Source organism: Streptomyces sp. NPDC032822 (assembly GCF_055578825.1).
On sequence record NZ_JBVIOL010000018.1, the window covers coordinates 1 to 19,104 of the forward strand.

General features: G+C 71.7%; 15 protein-coding genes. 4 read left to right on the plus strand and 11 right to left on the minus strand.

Features of this window, described 5'->3' with window-relative positions; genetic code table 11:
• Positions 1–653: 653 nt before the first annotated feature.
• Positions 654–1,679: a tryptophan--tRNA ligase gene (trpS, locus tag ACZ5VD_RS35575; protein ID WP_468684659.1), complete on the plus strand. Its 1,026-nt coding sequence runs from the start codon at positions 654–656 to the stop codon at positions 1,677–1,679.
• A 49-nt stretch (positions 1,680–1,728) separates the two neighbouring features.
• Here the strand turns inward: trpS and proC are convergent, their stop codons facing one another.
• From proC to ACZ5VD_RS35590, 3 genes are all read right to left on the minus strand, one after another.
• The gene (proC, locus tag ACZ5VD_RS35580; RefSeq protein ID WP_468553097.1) at positions 1,729–2,538 is read right to left on the minus strand and encodes a pyrroline-5-carboxylate reductase; all 810 of its coding nucleotides are present in this window, start codon (positions 2,536–2,538) and stop codon (positions 1,729–1,731) included.
• Positions 2,539–3,268: 730 nt separating this feature from the next.
• Positions 3,269–4,063 carry an ABC transporter permease gene (locus ACZ5VD_RS35585; protein WP_468553096.1) on the minus strand — a complete coding sequence of 265 codons (795 nt, stop codon included), beginning with the start codon at positions 4,061–4,063 and terminating at the stop codon, positions 3,269–3,271.
• Positions 4,060–4,938 (minus strand): ABC transporter ATP-binding protein, encoded by an 879-nt coding sequence (locus tag ACZ5VD_RS35590; RefSeq protein WP_468684660.1) that lies wholly within the window; start codon positions 4,936–4,938, stop codon positions 4,060–4,062. The genes ACZ5VD_RS35585 and ACZ5VD_RS35590 overlap by 4 nt, the downstream gene beginning before the upstream one ends.
• Positions 4,939–5,227: 289 nt before the next feature.
• Here ACZ5VD_RS35590 and ACZ5VD_RS35595 point away from each other — a divergent pair, with 289 nt between their 5' ends.
• Positions 5,228–6,661 carry a SulP family inorganic anion transporter gene (locus ACZ5VD_RS35595; protein WP_468684662.1) on the plus strand — a complete coding sequence of 478 codons (1,434 nt, stop codon included), beginning with the start codon at positions 5,228–5,230 and terminating at the stop codon, positions 6,659–6,661.
• A 47-nt stretch (positions 6,662–6,708) separates the two neighbouring features.
• Here ACZ5VD_RS35595 and ACZ5VD_RS35600 read toward each other — a convergent pair whose 3' ends face one another.
• The 3 genes from ACZ5VD_RS35600 to ACZ5VD_RS35610 all read right to left on the minus strand — a co-directional run bounded on the left by ACZ5VD_RS35600 (position 6,709) and on the right by ACZ5VD_RS35610 (position 9,355).
• Positions 6,709–7,473, minus strand: coding sequence for a class I SAM-dependent methyltransferase (locus ACZ5VD_RS35600; protein ID WP_468684663.1), 765 nt, complete (start codon positions 7,471–7,473; stop codon positions 6,709–6,711).
• A 630-nt stretch (positions 7,474–8,103) separates the two neighbouring features.
• Positions 8,104–8,604: an EamA/RhaT family transporter gene (locus ACZ5VD_RS35605; RefSeq protein WP_468684665.1), complete on the minus strand. Its 501-nt coding sequence runs from the start codon at positions 8,602–8,604 to the stop codon at positions 8,104–8,106.
• 421 nt (positions 8,605–9,025) lie between these two features.
• Positions 9,026–9,355 carry an SH3 domain-containing protein gene (locus tag ACZ5VD_RS35610; RefSeq protein ID WP_468684667.1) on the minus strand — a complete coding sequence of 110 codons (330 nt, stop codon included), beginning with the start codon at positions 9,353–9,355 and terminating at the stop codon, positions 9,026–9,028.
• Positions 9,356–9,537: 182 nt separating this feature from the next.
• Here ACZ5VD_RS35610 and ACZ5VD_RS35615 point away from each other — a divergent pair, with 182 nt between their 5' ends.
• Entirely contained in the window at positions 9,538–11,691 is a 2,154-nt protein-coding gene (locus tag ACZ5VD_RS35615; RefSeq protein WP_468684670.1) for a serine/threonine-protein kinase, read from the plus strand.
• Between the two features lie 76 nt (positions 11,692–11,767).
• Here ACZ5VD_RS35615 and ilvD read toward each other — a convergent pair whose 3' ends face one another.
• The 4 genes from ilvD to ACZ5VD_RS35635 all read right to left on the minus strand — a co-directional run bounded on the left by ilvD (position 11,768) and on the right by ACZ5VD_RS35635 (position 16,282).
• Complete coding sequence (gene ilvD, locus ACZ5VD_RS35620) at positions 11,768–13,621, minus strand: dihydroxy-acid dehydratase (protein ID WP_468684672.1); 1,854 nt, start codon at positions 13,619–13,621, stop codon at positions 11,768–11,770.
• Positions 13,622–13,774: 153 nt separating this feature from the next.
• Positions 13,775–14,380 carry a TetR/AcrR family transcriptional regulator gene (locus ACZ5VD_RS35625; RefSeq protein ID WP_468553088.1) on the minus strand — a complete coding sequence of 202 codons (606 nt, stop codon included), beginning with the start codon at positions 14,378–14,380 and terminating at the stop codon, positions 13,775–13,777.
• Positions 14,377–15,222, minus strand: a complete 846-nt coding sequence (locus ACZ5VD_RS35630) for a sugar phosphate isomerase/epimerase family protein (protein WP_468553087.1) — start codon at positions 15,220–15,222, stop codon at positions 14,377–14,379. Before ACZ5VD_RS35630 ends, ACZ5VD_RS35625 begins: the two co-directional genes overlap by 4 nt.
• A 127-nt stretch (positions 15,223–15,349) precedes the next feature.
• Positions 15,350–16,282 carry a Ppx/GppA family phosphatase gene (locus ACZ5VD_RS35635; protein ID WP_468553086.1) on the minus strand — a complete coding sequence of 311 codons (933 nt, stop codon included), beginning with the start codon at positions 16,280–16,282 and terminating at the stop codon, positions 15,350–15,352.
• Between the two features lie 95 nt (positions 16,283–16,377).
• Between ACZ5VD_RS35635 and ACZ5VD_RS35640 the strand changes: the two genes are divergently transcribed.
• Positions 16,378–17,268, plus strand: a complete 891-nt coding sequence (locus tag ACZ5VD_RS35640; RefSeq protein ID WP_468553085.1) for a DUF3109 family protein — start codon at positions 16,378–16,380, stop codon at positions 17,266–17,268.
• A gap of 21 nt (positions 17,269–17,289) precedes the next feature.
• On the opposite strand, the gene ACZ5VD_RS35645 is transcribed toward ACZ5VD_RS35640, so the two are convergent.
• Positions 17,290–19,002 (minus strand): BACON domain-containing protein, encoded by a 1,713-nt coding sequence (locus ACZ5VD_RS35645; protein WP_468684673.1) that lies wholly within the window; start codon positions 19,000–19,002, stop codon positions 17,290–17,292.
• Positions 19,003–19,104: the final 102 nt, after the last annotated feature.

The window sequence follows — 19,104 nt, forward strand, 5'->3', positions numbered from 1 at the left end:
TTGTACTCACCCGAGAGACTCTCTCAGGCTTTCCTCCGGGCGCTTCCCTTCGGTCTTGCGTTTCCGACTCTACCAGACCGTTTTCCGATCCGATTCCCTCGGTGCTTTCCAGGTTCCCGCTTCCGCGTTTCCCTTTCCGGCGACTCCGACTCTATCAGATCCTTTCGGGCCTGACTCCCAGTCAGAGGGGCTTGCCTTCCCGGCCGTTGGGCCGTTCCGACGAGTGAGACTTTAGCGGATTCCCCGCTCCCGACGCTAATCGGGGGCCTGCGTCCTTTCGAACGCGGATTCCTCATTTCGCGAATATGCACGCCAATAGCGCGACGGCAGAACACTGTCGTCGAGTGTTGGCGGGTACTTGCGGAATGGCTGTCCGGGGACCGACCGGGGTCGGCGCTCACGTCGGACAACTCGGAGAACACTACGTACGAGGTCTGGGTGTGTCAACTCCGCTCCGGACGGGTGCCCTGTGGGCGTACTCTGAGCCCCATGACTACGCGTACGTGCACCCAGCTGTGGTGGGCCGCCTGACGGCGGCCGTGCTCACGTATGCACTCAACGGCCGCCGCCTCGGCGGCCGTTCGTGTTTCTCCCTCCGGAGCTTCTAGAGGGTCGGCCGGCCGGGACGGCGGTCTCGACCAGGAGGTAGAGAGATGACACGGGTCTTCAGTGGGGTCAAGCCGACCGGGCATCTGACGCTGGGGAACTACCTGGGCGCCATGCGGCAGTGGGCCGCCGTGGACCAGCACCGGGCCGATGCCCTGTTCTGCATCGTCGATCTGCACGCGCTGACCGTGGACCACGATCCGGGGCGGGTGCGGCGGCTGAGCCGGCAGGCGGCGACGTTGCTCCTGGCGTCAGGGCTTGATCCGGAGCTGTGCACGGTCTTCGTACAGAGCCATGTGGACGAGCACGCGCGGCTGTCGTATCTGCTGGAGTGTGTGGCCACCGACGGCGAGATGCGGCGGATGATCCAGTACAAGGAGAAGGCCGGGCGCGAGCAGGCGCGGGGCGGGAGTGTGCGGCTGTCGCTGCTGACGTATCCCGTGCTGATGGCGGCGGACATCCTGGCGTACGGGACCGACGAGGTGCCGGTCGGGGACGACCAGGCGCAGCACGTGGAGCTGGCGCGGGATCTGGCGGTGCGGTTCAACCAGCGGTACGGGCAGGCGTTCGTGGTGCCTCGGGCCACGCTTCCGGCGGTCGCGGCCCGGGTGATGAATCTGCAGGAGCCGACGTCGAAGATGGGGAAGAGCGACGACGTCGGGCCGGGGATCGTCTATCTGCTGGACGAGCCGGACGCTGTACGGAAGAAGGTCCTGCGGGCCATGACCGACAGCGGACGGGACGTCGTGTACGACCGGGAGGCGCAGCCGGGGGTGGCCAATCTGTTGGAGATCCTCGCGGCCTGCACGGGTGGGAACCCATCGGACCTGAGCGGTGTATATGAGTCGTACGGATCTTTGAAGAAGGACACCGCGGAGGCGGTGGTCGAGGTTCTCAGGCCCGTGCAGGAGAGGCACAAGGAGTTGTGCGCGGATCCTGGCTATGTGGAGGGGGTGCTGCGGGATGGGGCGCGGAGAGCTCGGGAGATGGCGCGGCCGACCGTGGACGGCGCGTATCGGGCGATCGGACTGCTGCCCGCGACCGCCGATACGCCGGTGAGTGCGGCCGGGTAGGCGAGCGGTCCCTGCGGGCCGCCCCCTGGGCGGGGGCGGCGGCCGGGTGTCAGCTGTTGCCGGAGGCCAGTTCGCGGCTGCGGTCGCGGGCCGCTTCGAGGGCGGCGATGAGAGCGGCCCGTACGCCGTGGTTCTCAAGTTCGCGGATGGCGTTGATGGTGGTGCCCGCGGGGGAGGTGACGTTCTCGCGGAGCTTGACCGGGTGTTCGCCGCTGTCGCGAAGCATGGTGGCGGCACCGATCGCGGACTGGACGATCAGGTCGTGGGCCTTGTCGCGAGGCAGGCCGAGGAGGATGCCGGCGTCCGTCATGGCTTCGACCAGGTAGAAGAAGTAGGCCGGGCCGGAGCCGGAGAGGGCGGTGCAGGCGTCCTGCTGCGACTCGGGGACGCGGAGCGTCTTGCCGACGGCACCGAAGATCTCCTCGGTGTGGGCGAGGTGGTCGGCGGTGGCGTGGGTGCCGGCGGAGATGACGGACATCGCCTCGTCGACCAGGGCGGGGGTGTTCGTCATGACGCGGACGACCGGGGTGCCGGTGGCGAGGCGCTCCTCGAAGAAGGAGGTGGGGATGCCCGCCGCGCCGCTGATGATCAGGCGATCGGCCGGGACGTGCGGGGCGAGTTCGTCGAGGAGAGTGCCCATGTCCTGCGGCTTGACCGTGAGGATCAGGGTGTCGGCGGTCTTGGCGGCCTCCGGGTTGGTGACCGGGGTGACTCCGTGGCGGGCTCGGAGTTCTTCGGCTCGCTCGGGGCGGCGGGCGGTGACCAGGAGGTCGGCGGGGGCCCAGCCGGCGCGGATCATTCCGCTGAGTAGGGCTTCGCCGATCTTGCCGGTGCCGAGGACTGCGACTTTCTGGGTCATGGCGCGGGTGCCTCCGGGGGGTTGCGTCGTCCGGGGTCATCCTCGCATCGGGGGCGGGTCGGTGTGGGGGGTGTCCGGTGGGCGGGATGTCGGTCGGCGGGGTGGGGTCGGGCTTTTCCTCGCCCCCGCCGCCCCTTCCCTTCCCGTGACGTCCCCAGGGGCTCCGCCCCTGCACCCCGGCGGGGACTGCGTCCCCTGCACCCCTCGCGGGGCTCCGCCCCGCACCCCGCTGGCCCCGCTTCGGCCCTGAAGAGGCCTCGTCCTCAAACGCCGGACGGGCTGGAGAGGAGCGGGGCTGCATGAACAGGTGCGCCCAGTGGGTGAGGGTGGGTCGGTGGGTGGGGATGGGGATGGCCGTGTCTGCCTCGGACGCCGGACGGGCAGGGTCGGTGCGGCCCAGTGGGTGGGGTCGAGGCAGGCGCCTGGGCAATTGGAATCCCGGCGGGGCGGAGAGAGCTCACCGTTCGTCCGACCGAGTCATGTGGTGGATGGGGTGTGAGGGCAAGGGCCTGCGCAATTGCATGTCGGGCGGGGTGGAGGGGGCTCACCGTTTGTCCGGCCGAGTCGGGTGGTGGGTGGGTGGGCAAAGGAACGGGGGTCTGGGGGGCGGGGCCCCAGCGGGTTGGGGTGGGATCGCGATGGTCGGCTGGGCCTGGATGTCGGGCGGGGGTTAAGAGGGGGCGGGGGTCGGGGCGGTCGGCTTGGGCTTCGGGCTGGTTGGTGAGGGGCGTCATGGTGTCCTGCGCCTCAGTGTTGCCGCTCCCAGGCCCAGGACCAGTAGGGCGCAGGCGGCGACGATCAGGACGTCGCGGAGGAAGGCGGCTGTCATGTTCGTGTGGTGGAGGACCTCGTTCATGCCGTCGACCGCGTAGGACATGGGGAGGACGTTGGAGATGCCCTCCAGGACGGGGTGCATGTTGTCGCGGGGGGTGAAGAGGCCGCAGAGGAGGAGTTGGGGGAAGATCACCGCCGGCATGAACTGGACGGCCTGGTATTCGGAGGCGGCGAAGGCCGAGACGAAGAGGCCCAGGGCGGTGCCGAGGAGGGCGTCGAGGAGGGCCACCAGGAGAAGGAGCCAGGGGCTGCCGGTGACGTCCAGGTCGAGGAACCAGACGGCGAGGCCGGTCGCGAGGGCGGACTGGATGATCGCGAGGGTGCCGAAGGCGAGGGCGTAGCCGGCGATGAGGTCGCCTTTGCCCAGCGGCATGGCGAGGAGGCGTTCGAGGGTGCCGGAGGTGCGTTCGCGCAGGGTCGCGATGGAGGTGACCAGGAACATCGTGATCAGCGGGAAGATCCCGAGGAGGGAGGCGCCGATGCTGTCGAAGGTGCGCGGGCTGCCGTCGAAGACGTAGCGCAGCAGGACGAGCATCAGGCAGGGGATGAGGATCAGGAGCCCGATGGTGCGCGGGTCGTGGCGGAGCTGGCGCAGGACGCGGGCCGCGGTGGCGACGGTGCGGGAGGCGTTGAGGGCGCTGGTGGGTGCGGCGGCGCTCGGGGGCGTAGTGGCGGTGGTCGTCGTACTCATCGGGTCGTCTCCTTTCGGCGGCCGGCTGCGACGGCCTCGTCGACGAGTTGGAGGAAGGCCGCCTCGACGGTCTCGGCGTGGGTGCGGGTGCGGAGGGCGTCCGGGGTGTCGTCGGCGAGGATCTCGCCCTCGCGCATGAGGAGGAGGCGGTGGCAGCGCTCGGCCTCGTCCATAACGTGGGAGGAGATCAGCAGCGTGGCGCCGCGCTGAGCGGCGATGTCGTGGAAGAGGCTCCACAGGTCCCGGCGGAGGACGGGGTCGAGACCGACGGTGGGTTCGTCGAGGACCAGGAGTTCGGGGGTGCCGAGGAGGGCGACCGCGAGGGAGACGCGGCTGCGTTGGCCGCCGGAGAGGTTGCCGGCGAGGGCGTCGGCGTGGCTGGTGAGGTCGACGTCGGCGATGGCGCGGGTGACGTTCTCGTGGCGGCGGTCGGCGGATGCGCGGCCGGGGGCGAGGATCGCGGCGAAGTAGTCGAGGTTCTGGCGGACGGTCAGGTCGTCGTAGACGGAGGGGGCTTGGGTGACGTAGCCGATGCGGGTGCGGAGGGCGGGGTGGCCGGCGGGGCTGCCGAGGACGTCGAGGGTGCCGGTGGCCTTGGCCTGGGTGCCGACGATGGAGCGCATGAGGGTGGACTTGCCGCATCCCGAGGGGCCGAGCAGGCCGGTGATCTGGCCGCGCGGGACGGTGAAGTCGAGGCCACGCAGGACGGTGCGGGGGCCTCGGACGACGGTGAGGCCTTCGGCGTGCACGGCGGGGACCGTGGGGATCTCAGGGTCCGCGGAGGCCTCGGGGATCGCGGGCGTGGTTCCTCCGCGGGCTGCTCGGTGGGCCCGGTCTGCTCCTCTGCCGGTCGAGCCTGGGTTTTTATTCATCATGTGCTGAATATTGCTCCTGCGGGCGGGCCTCGTCAAGGAGGTGTGTTCGGCGGCGCAGGCGCACGGGGGCGCGATCGGAGGTGGATCGTCCGGTTCATGTGCCTCCGGATGCACCCGATGCACCGGATGCCCCCGGGAAGCGGGTGCGCGATCAACTCTGCTTCCCGACAATGGATTTCAGTGCGAGGTCATATGCCGAGCACGTACGGCAGCCGCGCCCTCCCCCGGCGCGGCGGCCCACGCATCTCCTGTCGTCCGTCTCTCGTTGACCCGCGGAGGTGCTGTTGTGTTGCGCTGTGGCGTAGGCAAGGCCGATCTGTTCGCGTCCGTCGTCGTGTTCCTGGTGGCGCTGCCCCTGTGCGTGGGGATCGCCGTCGCCTCCGGCGTGCCCGCCGAACTGGGGTTGGTGACGGGGATCGTCGGCGGACTCGTCGCCGGGGCTCTGCCCGGCAGCAGTCTGCAGGTCAGCGGGCCCGCCGCGGGACTGACCGTGCTCGTGTACGAGGCCGTACAGAGGTACGGCGTCGAGGCGCTCGGGGTGCTCGCGCTCGGGGCGGGGCTGGTGCAGTTGGGGCTCGGGGTGCTGCGGCTCGGGCGGTGGTTCCGGGCCGTGTCCACGGCCGTCGTGCAGGGGATGCTCGCCGGGATCGGGCTCGTGCTGGTGGCCGCGCAGGTATACGCCCTGGGGGACGTGGCCGCGCCGGCGAGCGGGCTCGGGAAGCTCGCCGGGCTGGTGTCGCTGCCGGGGCGGGTGGATCCCGTGGCGTTGTCAGTGGGGGCTGCCACCATTGCCGTATTGCTCCTGTGGCCGCGGTGGCGGCGGGGGGCTCGGCTGGTGCCCGCGCCGTTGGTGGCGGTGGCGTCGGCGGCTCTGGTGACCGGGGTGTTCGACCTGGGGGTGCGGCGGGTCGAGGTGCGGGGGCTGCTCGACGCGGTGCGGGTGCCGGCCGGGGCGGATTTCGGGCGGCTGATGGAAGTGGGGGTGATCGGGACCGTCGTCGCGTTCGCGTTGATCGCGTCCGCGGAGTCGTTGTTCAGCGCGGCTGCCGTGGACCGGCTGCGTCCGGGGGCGCGGACGGACTACGACCGGGAGCTGATCGCGCAGGGCGCGGGGAACGCGGTGTGCGGGGTGCTGGGTGCGCTGCCGATGACCGCGGTGATCGTACGGAGCGCGGCGAATGTGCGGGCGGGGGCGCGGACGAAGGCCTCGCGTGTGCTGCACGGGTTGTGGCTGCTGGTGTTCACGGCGCTGTTGCCGGGGGTGCTGGGAGTGATTCCGGTGGCGGCGCTGGCCGGGCTGTTGGTGCATGCCGGGTGCGGGCTCGTGCCGGTACGGGAGGTGCGGGTGTGGTGGCGGGGGCATCGGGGGGAGGTGGTCGTGCTGGGGGTGACGGCCGTGGCGATCGTGGTCGGGAATCTCTTCGAGGGGGTGCTGGTGGGGCTGGCGCTGGCGGTCGCGAAGACCGCGTGGGACATCAGCCATGTGCACGTGGAGACCGAGGACCGGGGGGATGCGGGGATCGTCGTGCGGGTGCTCGGGCATGCGACGTTCCTGCGGCTGCCGAAGCTGCTCGACGCGCTGGAGGCGTTGCCGCGGGACCGGGAGGTGCGGCTGGAGTTGGGTGGGCTGCGGCATGTGGACCATGCGTGCGCGGCGGCGCTGGAGGGGTGGGCCGCGGGGCGCGGGGAGGGGCGGTTGGTGAGCGGTAAGGGTGCGGCGTAGGTCGGGTGAGATCGGGGCGTAGGCGGCCTGGGTGAGGTCGGGAGGGGTCAGGGGGTGGTGGCCAGGAGGAGGATCACGTCGTAGACCTCCTCGACGATTCCGTCGGGGAAGGTGTCCGCCAGGTGCTCCCGTTCCTCGGTGAGAAAGGCCGTGCTCGCCTCTTCGCCCTGGACCAGGAAGGCCGAGTGGCTGCCGAGGTTGGCGAGGTGGGTGTCGATCGGGACGCGGCGGCTCCAGCGGACCTCGCGGCGGGCGAAGTCGAGGCGGCCGGTGGGGTCGACGGCCCGGGCGGTGGCCTCTCTTCTCTCGGTGGAGACGGTGATGCCGAAGTGGGCCGCGATGCGGTCGGCGGCCTCGGCGATCCACGGCACGTCGTGGGCGCTGGTGTTCCACCACAGAGCGAGCGCGCCGCCCAGGCGCAGGACACGGATGGCCTCCGGGAGGGCCAGGGCGGGGTCGGTCCAGTGCCAGGCCTGCGCGTAGGTGACGAAGTCGGCGGAGCCGGTGGCCAGGGGGAGGGTGTTGCCGTCGCCCCGGATGATCGGGATGCCGGGGTGGGCCCGCCGGAACTGGGCCGCCATGCCGTCGCCGGGTTCCACCGCGACCACGTCGGCGCCGCGGGCGTCCAGGAGGGCGGTGGCGATGCCGGTGCCCGCGCCGATGTCCGCGACACGGGCGCCGGTGAGGGGGCGGCCGGCCAGGTCTTCGATCGCGTCGAAGAGGGCGGGCGGGTAGGAGGGGCGGTTGGCGGCGTACTGGGCTGCGGCGGCGTTGAAGGACTGCGCTCGGGTGGTGTGGAAGGAGGCCGTCATAGAACCATCGTGAACGGGGTCGGGGCGGGGGGCGGTGAGTTTTCGGTGAGAGTGGGTGGGGGCCCGGCGGGCAGTCCGGGGAGGGCCTGGGTCCGAAGGCGACGGGGATCTTGTGCGTGTGCGCCCCGGTGCCGTCGGTGGTCGGTGGCACCGGCCGTCCGGCGGGCGGTCTGCGAAGGGACCGGGGACACAGACGATCGGAACTCTGCGCCTGCGCGGCCCGTCGTCCTGCTGGTCGGTGACGCACCCGTCGTCCCGCCGGTCGGTGACGGCACCCGGCAGGCAGTCCACGGAGAGCCCGAAGCCGAAGACGACCGGAGCCCCCGCGCATGTGCGCCCCGTCGTCCCATCAGTGGATGACGGCACCCGGCGGGCGATCGGCGAAGGGACCGGGGCCACAGACGACCGGAACTCTGCGCCTGCGCGGCCCGTCGTCCCGCCGGTCGGTGACGCGGCACCCGGCAGGCAAGCCGCGAAGAGCCCGAAACCGAAGACGACCGGAGCCCCCGCGCATGTGCGGCCCGTCGTGCCGCCGGTGGGTGACGCGGCACCCGGTGGGCGATCCGCGAAGGGGCTGGCGCCACAGACGACCGGAGTCCTGTACCGGGTCCTCCCCCGTGCCGTCGGTGGTCAGTTGCGGCGGCGTTTCTTTGACGGGTTGCCGGTGCGGCGGGTGGTGCGCTTCTCGTGGTGCTTGAGGGCTGCCTCGTACTCGGCGCGGTGGAGTTTCTCGCCGGGGGCCTCGGTGAGGGAGCGGAAGAAGTAGGCGAGGAGGGAGCCGACGAAGCCGATCGCCAGGAGGCCGCGGAGGGAGGCCTGGCGTTCGGGGTCGGGGCGCTTGCGGAAACCGTCCCAGGTGTGGCCGAAGGCGAGGGCGCTGCAGATCGCGAACATGCCGACGACCAGGACGGTCACGAAGCTGCCGATGTCGGCGATCTGGAGGCCCTCGTAGGCGAAGCGGAGGACCAGGCAGGCGGCGGTCGCGGCGGTCAGGGAGCCGAGGGACGCGGCGACGCGGCGTGGGGTGTAGCCGTTGTCGTGGTTCACCCAGGTGGTGCCGAAGACGCGGAGGGGTTCGGGGCGGGGGGTGCCTGGGGAGCCCGCGGACGGGGTGCCTTGTTCGTCGCTCACCCGTTGATTATGGCTTCGGGACGACCGCGGGCTCCGGTGGGGATCAGGTGCGGCGGGCGGCGATGTAGCTGCCGCTGCCGGTGTCACACAGGTGTCCGAGACGTATTCGTCGTTGTCGATGGTGTCCCAGACGTCCGACGGGCCGTACGCCCCCCGTGATCGTCTGGCCCGGTCTCTGGCGGTAGATGGCGGCGTGGGCACCGAACCGGCTGGAGCCGGACGATGCCGTACGTCGTGCCGGGGCCGCTGCGGACGTTCAGGCGGACGTCCGGGGCGACGGGGTGGGAACGCACGGTCACTCACGGACTGGGCGGTGGTGGTGGCCCAGTCCGTGAGGAAGGTTCCGGTGCGGCCCGCGAGCAGGACCGGTCTACGTCATGACGGCGTCATGGGTGTCGTTCTGCGGGCTGTGTCGGCCGGTTCAGGAGCAGCGCGGGCGGATGTAGCCGTCGCTGCCGGTGTGCACGTAGGCGTCCGAGACGTACTCGCCGTTGTCGATGTTGTCCCAGATGTTCGTCGTGCCGTACGGCCCGGTGATCGAGGTGCCCGGCGACTGGCAGAAGATCGGGACCTTGACCCCCTCGGCCAGCACGCGGACCACGGTGTAGTTGGTGCCGGGACCGCTGCGGACGTTCAGGCGGTACCCCGGTGCGACCGCGTAGTAGCGCACGGCCGTGGTCGTGGCCGTCGCCGTGGTGACGGCTTCCGTCTCGTCGCCGTTCTCTGCCACTTCGATGCCGTCAACAGACATGAAAGATCTCCCCCGTTCGACCCCATGACTGCCATGGGGTCCCGTTGATTCCCCTGAAACGCGCCACGAAACACAGGTTCGCAACTCGCACGGAGAAGCTAGCAAGCCTCCTCTGTGTCGCACGGGTCTTCGACTAGGCTCCGTGCGTCGCGCGCCCGAACGAACAGCACGGGGGTGGTTCCATGGCGCCACATCGCAACACCGGAGCGGGCGCGGAAGCGGAACTTCCCGAGTACGCCGGTCACTACCGGCTGGAGTCGTGTCTGGGCTCCGGTGGCATGGGGGTCGTGCACCTGGCGCGGAGCACCTCGGGCATGAAGGTCGCGGTGAAGGTCGTACACGCCGAGTTCGCCAGGGATCCCGAGTTCAGGGGGCGGTTCCGGCAGGAGGTGGCGGCCGCGCGGAAGGTCAGCGGTGCCTTCACCGCGTCTGTCGTCGACGCCGACTCGGAGGCCGAACGGCCTTGGATGGCCACCCTGTTCATCCCCGGCCCGACCCTGTCCGACGAGGTGAAGCGGAACGGCGCGATGAGCCCCGCCCAGTTGCGCCGGCTGATGGCCGGGCTGGCCGAGGCGCTGCGCGACATCCACCGGGTCGGCGTGGTGCACCGGGATCTCAAGCCGAGCAACGTGCTGCTCGCCGAGGACGGCCCGAAGGTCATCGACTTCGGCATTTCTCGGCCAAAGGACAGCGAACTGCGGACCGAGACGGGCAAGTTGATCGGGACGCCGCCGTTCATGGCGCCCGAGCAGTTCCGTCGGCCGCGGGAGGTCGGGCCCGCCGCCGACGTCTTCGCGCTGGGGTCCGTGATGGTGCACGCGGCCACGGGGCGGGGGCCGTTCGACTCCGACAGTCCCTATGTCGTGGCCTACCAGGTCGTGCACGACGAGCCGGACCTGACCGGCGTACCGGAGACCCTCGCGCCGCTGGTGCTGCGGTGTCTGGCCAAGGAGCCCGAGGACCGGCCCACGCCGGACGAGTTGATGCGCGCACTGCGGTCGGTGGCGGCCTCCTACGACACGCAGGCGTTCATACCGGCGCAGCGGGCGGAGCGGACGGAGAGCACGCCGGAGGCCGAGTCGGAGCCGGGGGCGGAGTCCGGGTCGGGGTCGGAATCGCCGGGCACGAAGTCCGGTCCGAAGGCGGTGAGGCGCCGGAGAATCCTGGTGGGTCTGGGGGCCGGGGCGCTGGGCCTGGCCGCGCTCGTCGCGCTGACCTCGGTCCAACTGCTCGGCGGAGACGGGGCCGAGGCCGGCGACGGTGCGGCGCCGTGGGGCAGCGGTACGCCGGGGGCCACGTCGGCCGCGTTCGGCCCGTGGGAGTCGGCCGCGCCGTCCGGGACGGGCACACTCCAGTGTGCGTACGGGGAAGGGAAGTTGCTCTGCGGGCAGAGCGGTCTGGTCTTCGCCCTCGATCCGGCCGACGGCCGTCTGCTGTGGCGGCACGACGTGGCCGGGGCGCGGGGCGGGGAGCCGGTCCTGGCGGGTGGGCTCGTGCAGCCCGCGCTGGACCGGAGCCGGCGGCTGGAGGCGCTCGATCCCGCTACCGGCAAGGCGCGTTGGCGGCAGAGCGTGGCCGCGTACAGCGGGCTGGAGCGGGTCGGCGGCATGCTGCTGCTCACCGGCGCGGACGGCACGGTCACCGGTGTGGACGGCGCTTCGGGCGACCCCGGGTGGAGCCGGCGGATCCCCGGGCACAAGGTGCCGTACTTCGTCTCCTTCGCCGGGGATCCGCTGGCGTACGCGACCAGTACGTCCGCCGACGGGACCGGCACCCGTGTCACCGCGGTGGACCCGGACACGGGCGCGGTGCGGTGGGACAAGCGGCTGGACGGGTCGCTGGAGCCGGTCGGAACCGCGGACGGGTCGATCTTCTTCGTCGCCGAGGACCCGGTCTACGGCGATGCGCAGTCCGTGGTCCGCTACACCCCGGACGACGGCACCTCGCGGCGGGTGACGCTGACGGTCCCACTGCAGCAGGCCCAGGGCACCGTGCGCGGGAACCTCGTCTATCTCATGGGGACCGGCGGCTCGCTGGTGGCCGTCGACCTGGCGGCCGGGAAGCAGCGGTGGAGCCTGGAGACCGCTGTGAGCAGGGGCTCCGCGCCGGTCGCCGACGGGCGGCACGTGTACTTCACCGCGCCCGACGGGCGGCTGCTGGCGGTGGACGCCTCGGGCGGCAGGCTGCTCGGGCAGACCCGCCCGCGTCTGGACACGAACACGGACCAGATCGCCGGCGCGCTGCCCGTTCCGGTGATCGCCCGCGGCCACGTCTACGCGAGCGCCCCCGACGGGACCGTCTTCGCCGTCCCCGCGAAGGACCCGTCCGCCTGGTAGCGCGGAGGGCGACGCGGGCAACGCGGGCGACGAGGAAAGGGCCGCCCCCGAAGGGACGGCCCTCGAAGACGGGTCCTCAGGCCAGCTTGCTCACATCGCGGACCGCGCCCTTGTCCGCGCTGGTCGCCATCGCGGCGTAGGCGCGCAGTGCGGCGGAGACCTTGCGCTCGCGGTTCTTCGGGGCGTAGACGCCGTTCAGGGCCTGCTCGCGGCGGGCCAGTTCGGTGTCGTCCACGAGGAGTTCGATCGTACGGTTCGGGATGTCGATGCGGATGCGGTCGCCGTTCTCGACGAGGGCGATGGTGCCGCCGGAGGCCGCCTCCGGGGAGGCGTGGCCGATGGAGAGGCCCGAAGTGCCGCCGGAGAAGCGGCCGTCGGTGATCAGGGCGCAGGTCTTGCCGAGGCCGCGACCCTTGAGGAAGGACGTCGGGTAGAGCATCTCCTGCATGCCGGGGCCGCCCTTGGGGCCCTCGTAGCGGATGACGACGACATCGCCGTCCGTCACCTGCTTGTTGAGGATCTTCTCAACGGCCTCTTCCTGCGACTCGCAGACCACCGCGGGGCCCTCGAACGTCCAGATCGACTCGTCGACGCCGGCCGTCTTGACCACGCAGCCGTCCACCGCGAGGTTGCCCTTGAGGACGGCGAGGCCGCCGTCCTTCGAGTACGCGTGCTCGGCGCTGCGGATGCAGCCGCCGGCGGCGTCCGTGTCCAGGGCCTCCCAGCGCTCCGACTGGGAGAAGGCCTCGGCGGAGCGGACGCAGCCGGGTGCCGCGTGCCACAGCTCCAGGGCCTCCGGCGACGGGGAGCCGCCGCGCACGTCCCACGTCTTCAGCCAGTCCGCGAGGGACGAGCTGTGAACCGAGTTCACATCCTCGTTGAGAAGCCCTGCGCGGTGGAGTTCGCCGAGGAGGGCGGGGATGCCGCCGGCGCGGTGCACGTCCTCCATGTAGTACGTGCGGTCCTTGGCGACGTTCGGAGCGACCTTGGCGAGGCAGGGCACCCGGCGCGAGACCTCGTTGATGTCGTCCAGGTCGAACGGGACGCCCGCCTCCTGGGCGGCGGCCAGCAGATGCAGGATCGTGTTGGTCGAGCCGCCCATCGCGATGTCGAGCGCCATGGCGTTCTGGAAGGCCGCGAAGGTGGCGACGTTGCGGGGCAGGACCGTCTCGTCGTCCTGCTCGTAGTAGCGGCGGGTGATGTCCATCACCGTGCGGCCCGCGTTCTCGTACAGGGCCTTGCGGGCCGTGTGCGTGGCCAGGACCGAGCCGTTGCCCGGGAGGGCGAGGCCGATGGCCTCGGCGAGGCAGTTCATCGAGTTGGCCGTGAACATGCCGGAACAGGAACCGCAGGTCGGACAGGCGTTCTCCTCGATACGGAGGATGTCCTCGTCCGAGATCTTCTCGTTCACCGCGTCGGAGATCGCGTCGACCAGGTCGAGGGTGCGGACCGTGCCGTCGACGAGGGTGGCGCGGCCGGACTCCATCGGGCCGCCGGAGACGAAGACCGTCGGGATGTTCAGCCGCAGGGCGGCGTTCAGCATGCCCGGGGTGATCTTGTCGCAGTTGGAGATGCAGATCAGGGCGTCGGCGCAGTGCGCCTCGACCATGTACTCGACCGAGTCGGCGATGAGGTCGCGGGAGGGGAGGCTGTAGAGCATGCCTCCGTGGCCCATCGCGATGCCGTCGTCGACGGCGATCGTGTTGAACTCGCGCGGGATGCCGCCCGCCTCGACGATCGCCTGGCTGACGATCCGGCCGACGGGCTGAAGGTGCGTGTGGCCGGGCACGAACTCGGTGAAGCTGTTGGCCACCGCGATGATCGGCTTCCGGCCGATGTCCGCACCGGGTACACCGGAGGCGCGCATAAGGGCGCGGGCGCCCGCCATGTTGCGGCCGTGGGTGACTGTGCGGGACCTCAGCTCGGGCATCGTCGCTCGCTCCTTCGGGGACTGCAGGGACTGCGATCAGAGACTTCTGACTGCTAACGAGCCTACGCCGGTCGTTCAGGTTGCCGACAGGCTGTCCGGAATGCGGGACGCGCGTCTCACCGTGGCTGCGCGGGGAGCGGTCGGGTGCCGTGCTCAGGGGCTGGTCAGGTGCCCCTGCACCACCGGTGCCAGCCGGGTGATGATCTCCTCCACGTCCGCCGACGCCAGCGGCTCCACCTTGATCACGTACCGGAGCATGGCGGTGCCGACCAGCTGCGCGGCCGCCAGCTCGGCGCGCAGTTCCGCGTCCGGGCCGTCGATCTCGCCCGCGACGCGGAGCAGCAGTTGGGCGGAGACCAGGCGGCGGAAGACGGCGGCGGCACTCTCGTTGTTCACCGCCGACCGCACGATCGCGAGCAGCGGCGTCCGGGTCACCGGGTTCTCCCAGAGGCCGAAGACCATGCGGGTCAGGCGTTCGCCGACGGAGTCGACGGGGCCTTCGAGGAGCGCGTCGCGGTCCGTGAGGGCGGGGGCGAGGGCGACCTCCACGGCCGCCTCGAAGACCTGTTCCTTGGTACCGAAGTAGTGGTGCACCAGGGCCGGGTCGACGCCGGCCGCCTTGGCGATGCCGCGCACCGAGGTCCGCTCGTAGCCCCGCTCGGAGAACTCCTCGCGGGCCACGGCCAGGATCTGTTCGCGGGTGTCGGCCTGTTCGGCACGCCGGGGCCGGCCCCGGCGTCGCGCGGTGACGTCGTTCACCGCCGGGGCACCCGCCGGGACATCCGCCCGGGCTGCACCGCCGAGGCCAGGTGCAGCCGCGTGAAGGCCAGGGCCTCGGCGAGGTCGGCCTCACGTTCGTCGCTGGACATGGCCCGCCGGGTGTTGACCTCGATGACGACATGGCCGTCGAAGCCGGTCAGGGCGAGGCGTTCCAGCACCTCGGCGCAGGGCTGGGTGCCGCGGCCGGGGACGAGGTGCTCGTCCTTGGCCGAACCCCGGCCGTCCGCGAGGTGGACGTGGCCGAGGCGGTCCGCCATGCGGTCGATCATCTGGATGGCGTCGGAACGGGCCGTGGCCGTATGGCTGAGATCGATCGTGAAGTGACGGTAGTCCTCCTTCGTCACGTCCCAGTCGGGCGCGTAGGCGAGCATCTCGCGGTCGCGGTAGCGCCAGGGGTACATGTTCTCGACGGCGAACCGTACGTCCGTCTCGTTCGCCATGCGCCAGATCCCGGAGACGAAATCGCGGGCGTACTGGCGCTGCCAGCGGAACGGCGGGTGCACCACGACCGTGCTCGCGCCGAGCTTCTCGGCGGCGGCCTGCGCGCGCTGCAGCTTGACCCACGGGTCGGTGGACCAGACGCGCTGCGTGATGAGCAGGCACGGGGCGTGCACCGCGAGGATCGGGATCCGGTGGTAGTCGCTGAGTCTGCGCAGCGCCTCGATGTCCTGGCTGACGGGGTCGGTCCACACCATGACCTCGACGCCGTCGTACCCGAGGCGTGCGGCGATCTCGAAGGCGGTCGCCGTCGACTCCGGGTACACGGAGGCCGTGGACAGGGCGACCTTCGCATCCGGGATGCGTACGACGGGCTCTGCCATGGAGGACAGCGTACGGGTTGCCTCCGGCGGTCGGGCGGGGGCCTGTTCGCCGTCGCGGGGTTCGCCACGGGCGGGTGCGGGTGCTTTTGCGGTTGCTCGCGCCGTTCCCCGCGCCCCTTACGGGGCGCTATAGGGAACCCATGTGATCAAGTCTGCGCAGGATGACGCCCTCCCGCAGCGCCCAGGGGCAGACCTCCACGCTCTCGACACCGAAGAGGTCCATCGCGCCCTCGGCCACCAGGGCGCCCGCGAGGAGCTGGTTGGCGCGGCCCTCGGAGACACCGGGGAGCGCGGCGCGCTCGGCGGTGGTCATGCCGGCGAGGCGGGGGACCCAGGCCTCCAGGGACTCGCGCTTGAGCTCACGCTGGACGTACAGGCCGTCCGTGGAGCGGGCGGCACCGGCCAGGCGGGCCAGCTGCTTGAAGGTCTTGGAGGTGACGACGACGTGGTCGGGGGCGCCGAGGCGGGTGAACTCGCCGACGGTGCGGGCGATCTGGGCGCGCACATGGCGGCGCAGAGCCCTTATCGCCTCGGGGTCCGGAGGGTCGCCGGGGAGCCAGCCCGCGGTGAGGCGGCCCGCGCCCAGCGGCAGCGAGACGGCCGCGTCGGGCTGCTCGTCCATGCCGTACGCGATCTCCAGGGAGCCGCCGCCGATGTCGAGGACGAGGAGCTTGCCCACGGACCAGCCGAACCAGCGGCGGGCGGCGAGGAAGGTGAGCCGGGCCTCTTCGGCTCCGGTGAGGACCTGGAGCTCGACGCCGGTCTCGGCCTGCACGCGCGCGAGGACGTCGTCCGCGTTGCTGGCCTCGCGCACGGCGGAGGTGGCGAACGGCACCAGGTCCTCGACGCCCTTGTCCTCGGCGGCCTGGAGCGCCTCCTGGACGACGGCGATCAGCTTGTCGACCCCTTCGGGGCCGATGGCCCCGGCCTCGTCGAGGAGTTGGGCCAGGCGCAGCTCCGCCTTGTGCGAATGCGCGGGCAGCGGGCGTGCGCCCGGGTGTGCGTCCACCACCAGCAGATGCACCGTGTTCGATCCCACGTCGAGGACACCGAGTCTCATATACGGAACGCTACTGCCAGCGAAGCCGTCCGCCGTCCCCGGAACCGACCTTTGACCTGTCCCTGGACCGGCCCCGGGCGACTTACCCTGGACGGGTGCCAAAGACGAAAAAGGCAAAGAACGAAAAGGCTGACAAGGCTGCCAAGTCCGCCAAAACGGCCAAGGGTTCTTCGCAGGCGAAAGCGCCGAAGAACGCGCGGCAGGCCCCGGCAGGCGACGAGAAGGGGCTCGACTTCGCGCGCGCGTGGGTGGAGTTTCCTGATCCGGCGGACGACGAGCAGGTCTTCCGCTGCGATCTGACATGGCTGACCTCCCGGTGGAACTGCATCTTCGGCAGCGGCTGCCAGGGCATCCAGCCGGGTCGCGCGGCCGACGGGTGCTGCACGCTGGGCGCCCATTTCTCCGACGAGGACGACGAGAAACGCGTCGCCGGGCATGTGGCCAGGCTCACGCCGGAGATCTGGCAGTACCACGACGAGGGCACCGAGCACGGCTGGATCTCCGAGGACGAGGACGGCGACCGCCAGACCCGTCCCCACCAGGGGTCCTGCATCTTCCAGAACCGGCCGGGGTTCTCCGGCGGCGCGGGCTGCTCGCTGCACATCCTGGCGCTGAAGGAGGGCCGCGAGCCCCTGGAGACCAAGCCGGACGTGTGCTGGCAGCTGCCGGTGCGGCGGACGTACGACTGGATCGACCGGCCCGACGACACGCGCGTGCTGCAGGTGTCCATCGGTGAGTACGACCGCCGGGGCTGGGGTCCGGGTGGCCACGACCTGCACTGGTGGTGCACGTCGGCGACCTCGGCGCACGGCGCGGGAGACGCGGTGTACGTGTCCTACCGGCCCGAGCTGATCGAGCTGATGGGCAAGGCGGGCTACGACCGCCTGGTCGAGCTGTGCGAGGAGCGGCTGGCCTCGCAGCTGCCGTTGCTGGCACCGCATCCGGCGGATCCCGTGGCACCGCGTCCGGCGGATCCCGTCGGCTGACACGGCCGCCCGGACCCGGGCCTAAGACGTCGCCGGGCTCGGGTCGCCGCTCGTCGAGGGCGGCGGCGTCGAGTCCCCGGGGTCGGTCGGGGTGGGGTCGGTGGGTGTGGGCTCCGGGTCGGGCGACGAGGGCGGGTCGCTCGGGGCGGGGTCCGAGGGGTCCGGGTTCGTCGGGGTGGGTTCGGGGTCGGGGTCGGAGGGGCGCGGGTCGGTGGGCCGGCCGGGGCCCGGGTCCGAGGGGGTCGGGGCGGTGCCGTAGCCCTCGATGGTGACGACGGCGCCGGCCGGTGAGATCGCCACCCGCGCGCTCCAGTACCCGGACGGCTCGCGCAGATGGTCGACGTACACCTTGATCGTCAACGATTCGCCCGGTGCGAGCGTTCCCGACGACTGGCTGAGGTAGAGCCAGGAGGCTCCCGTGGTCGCGGACCAGCGCACCGGTGCGGAGCCGGTCGCGGTGAGGGTGACCAGCGTGGTGTCGCCGCTGTTGCCGGCGGACACCTCCAGGTGCCCGGCGCCCTTGCCGCCCGCGCCGGCGACGCTGACGACCGCCACGGACACGTCGGGCTTGTCTCCCTTGGTGAAGCGGCTGCCGGGGCGGGTGCTGGCGTTGCCCGCGTTCTCGTAGCCGCCGGTCGCCGACTCGCCGTCGAAAATGTCGGGGTCGTGCGTCTCGCTGGCACTCGCGGAACCTCCGCCCGGCCCCTCCCCGGTCGGGGTGCCCCGGTAGGCGGCCCAGAGGGCGAGCACCGGGGCGGCCACCACGGTGGCGACGACGGTCGTCGTGACGGCACGCGCGCGGAGACGGTCCCTTCGGGCGGCCCGGTCCTTGGGGTCCATCGGGAAGCCGCGCCGGTCGAAGCGCGGTGCTGCGGCGCCCCGCGCGCGCGGGAGGTGCGCCATGGCCACGTGCAGGGCCGCGCGGGGGGCCTCCAGGACGGGCAGTTCGGCGGGGGTGGCGGCGACGCCGGGCCAGCGGCCGGGGACCGCACGCTCGGCGGTACGGCGGCAGCGCGGGCAGTCGTCGACATGGCGGACGAGTTCGCGGCGCACGGCGGCGCTGAGCACCAGCTGGTTGTCGCCGGTGAGCCGGGCCACGCCCGGGCAGCCGCCGGTCTCGACGACGGCGAGGGCGGCGCGGGTGCGCTCGACCTCGCAGGCGGCGGAGGCGAGCAGGTCACGGGCGGTGGCGAGGTCCATGCCGAGGGCGGCGGCGACCTCGTGGGCGGTGAGCTGGTGGCGTACGGCGAGTTCGAGTGCCTCGCGCTGTTCGGGGGTGGTGCCGGCGGCCTCCGGCCAGGCGAGGAGCGCGAGTTCGCCGCGGCGCTGCTCCTGGGTCTCGTCGGAGACCGGCGCGGGGGCGGGCTTCGCGCCCGTGTCCCGGTGTCCGCCGGGGCGGCCCGCCGCATGGGTGCTCTGACGTTTCTGCCGGGTCTCGGCGAGCTTGCGCAGGCAGGCCCAGCGGGCCAGCGCGTACAGCCAGGCCCGGCGGTCGCCGGCGGCGTCCGGGCCGCGGCGCTTCTCGGCGAGCACGAGGACGTCGCCCAGGGCGGCGGTCGCCGCGTCGTGGTCGCACAGCACGGACAGGCAGTAGGTGAACAGGCCGTCCAGGTAGGGCTCGTAGCGCGCGGGCGGTCGCTGCGCCAGCGTGCGCGCCGCCCCGCGGTCGCGCGCCTCCCGGTGCGCCCGGTGTGCGCCGGTGGTGCGGGTCGAGGTCTCCGGACTGCTGCTCATCACCTGTGGACCGTAGGCGGCGGAACTTGGGCCCTTCCGCCCCCTTGAGCACATTTAATCCGTACGGGTGAAACGATCCCTCAATAGGGGACAGGAACCCCT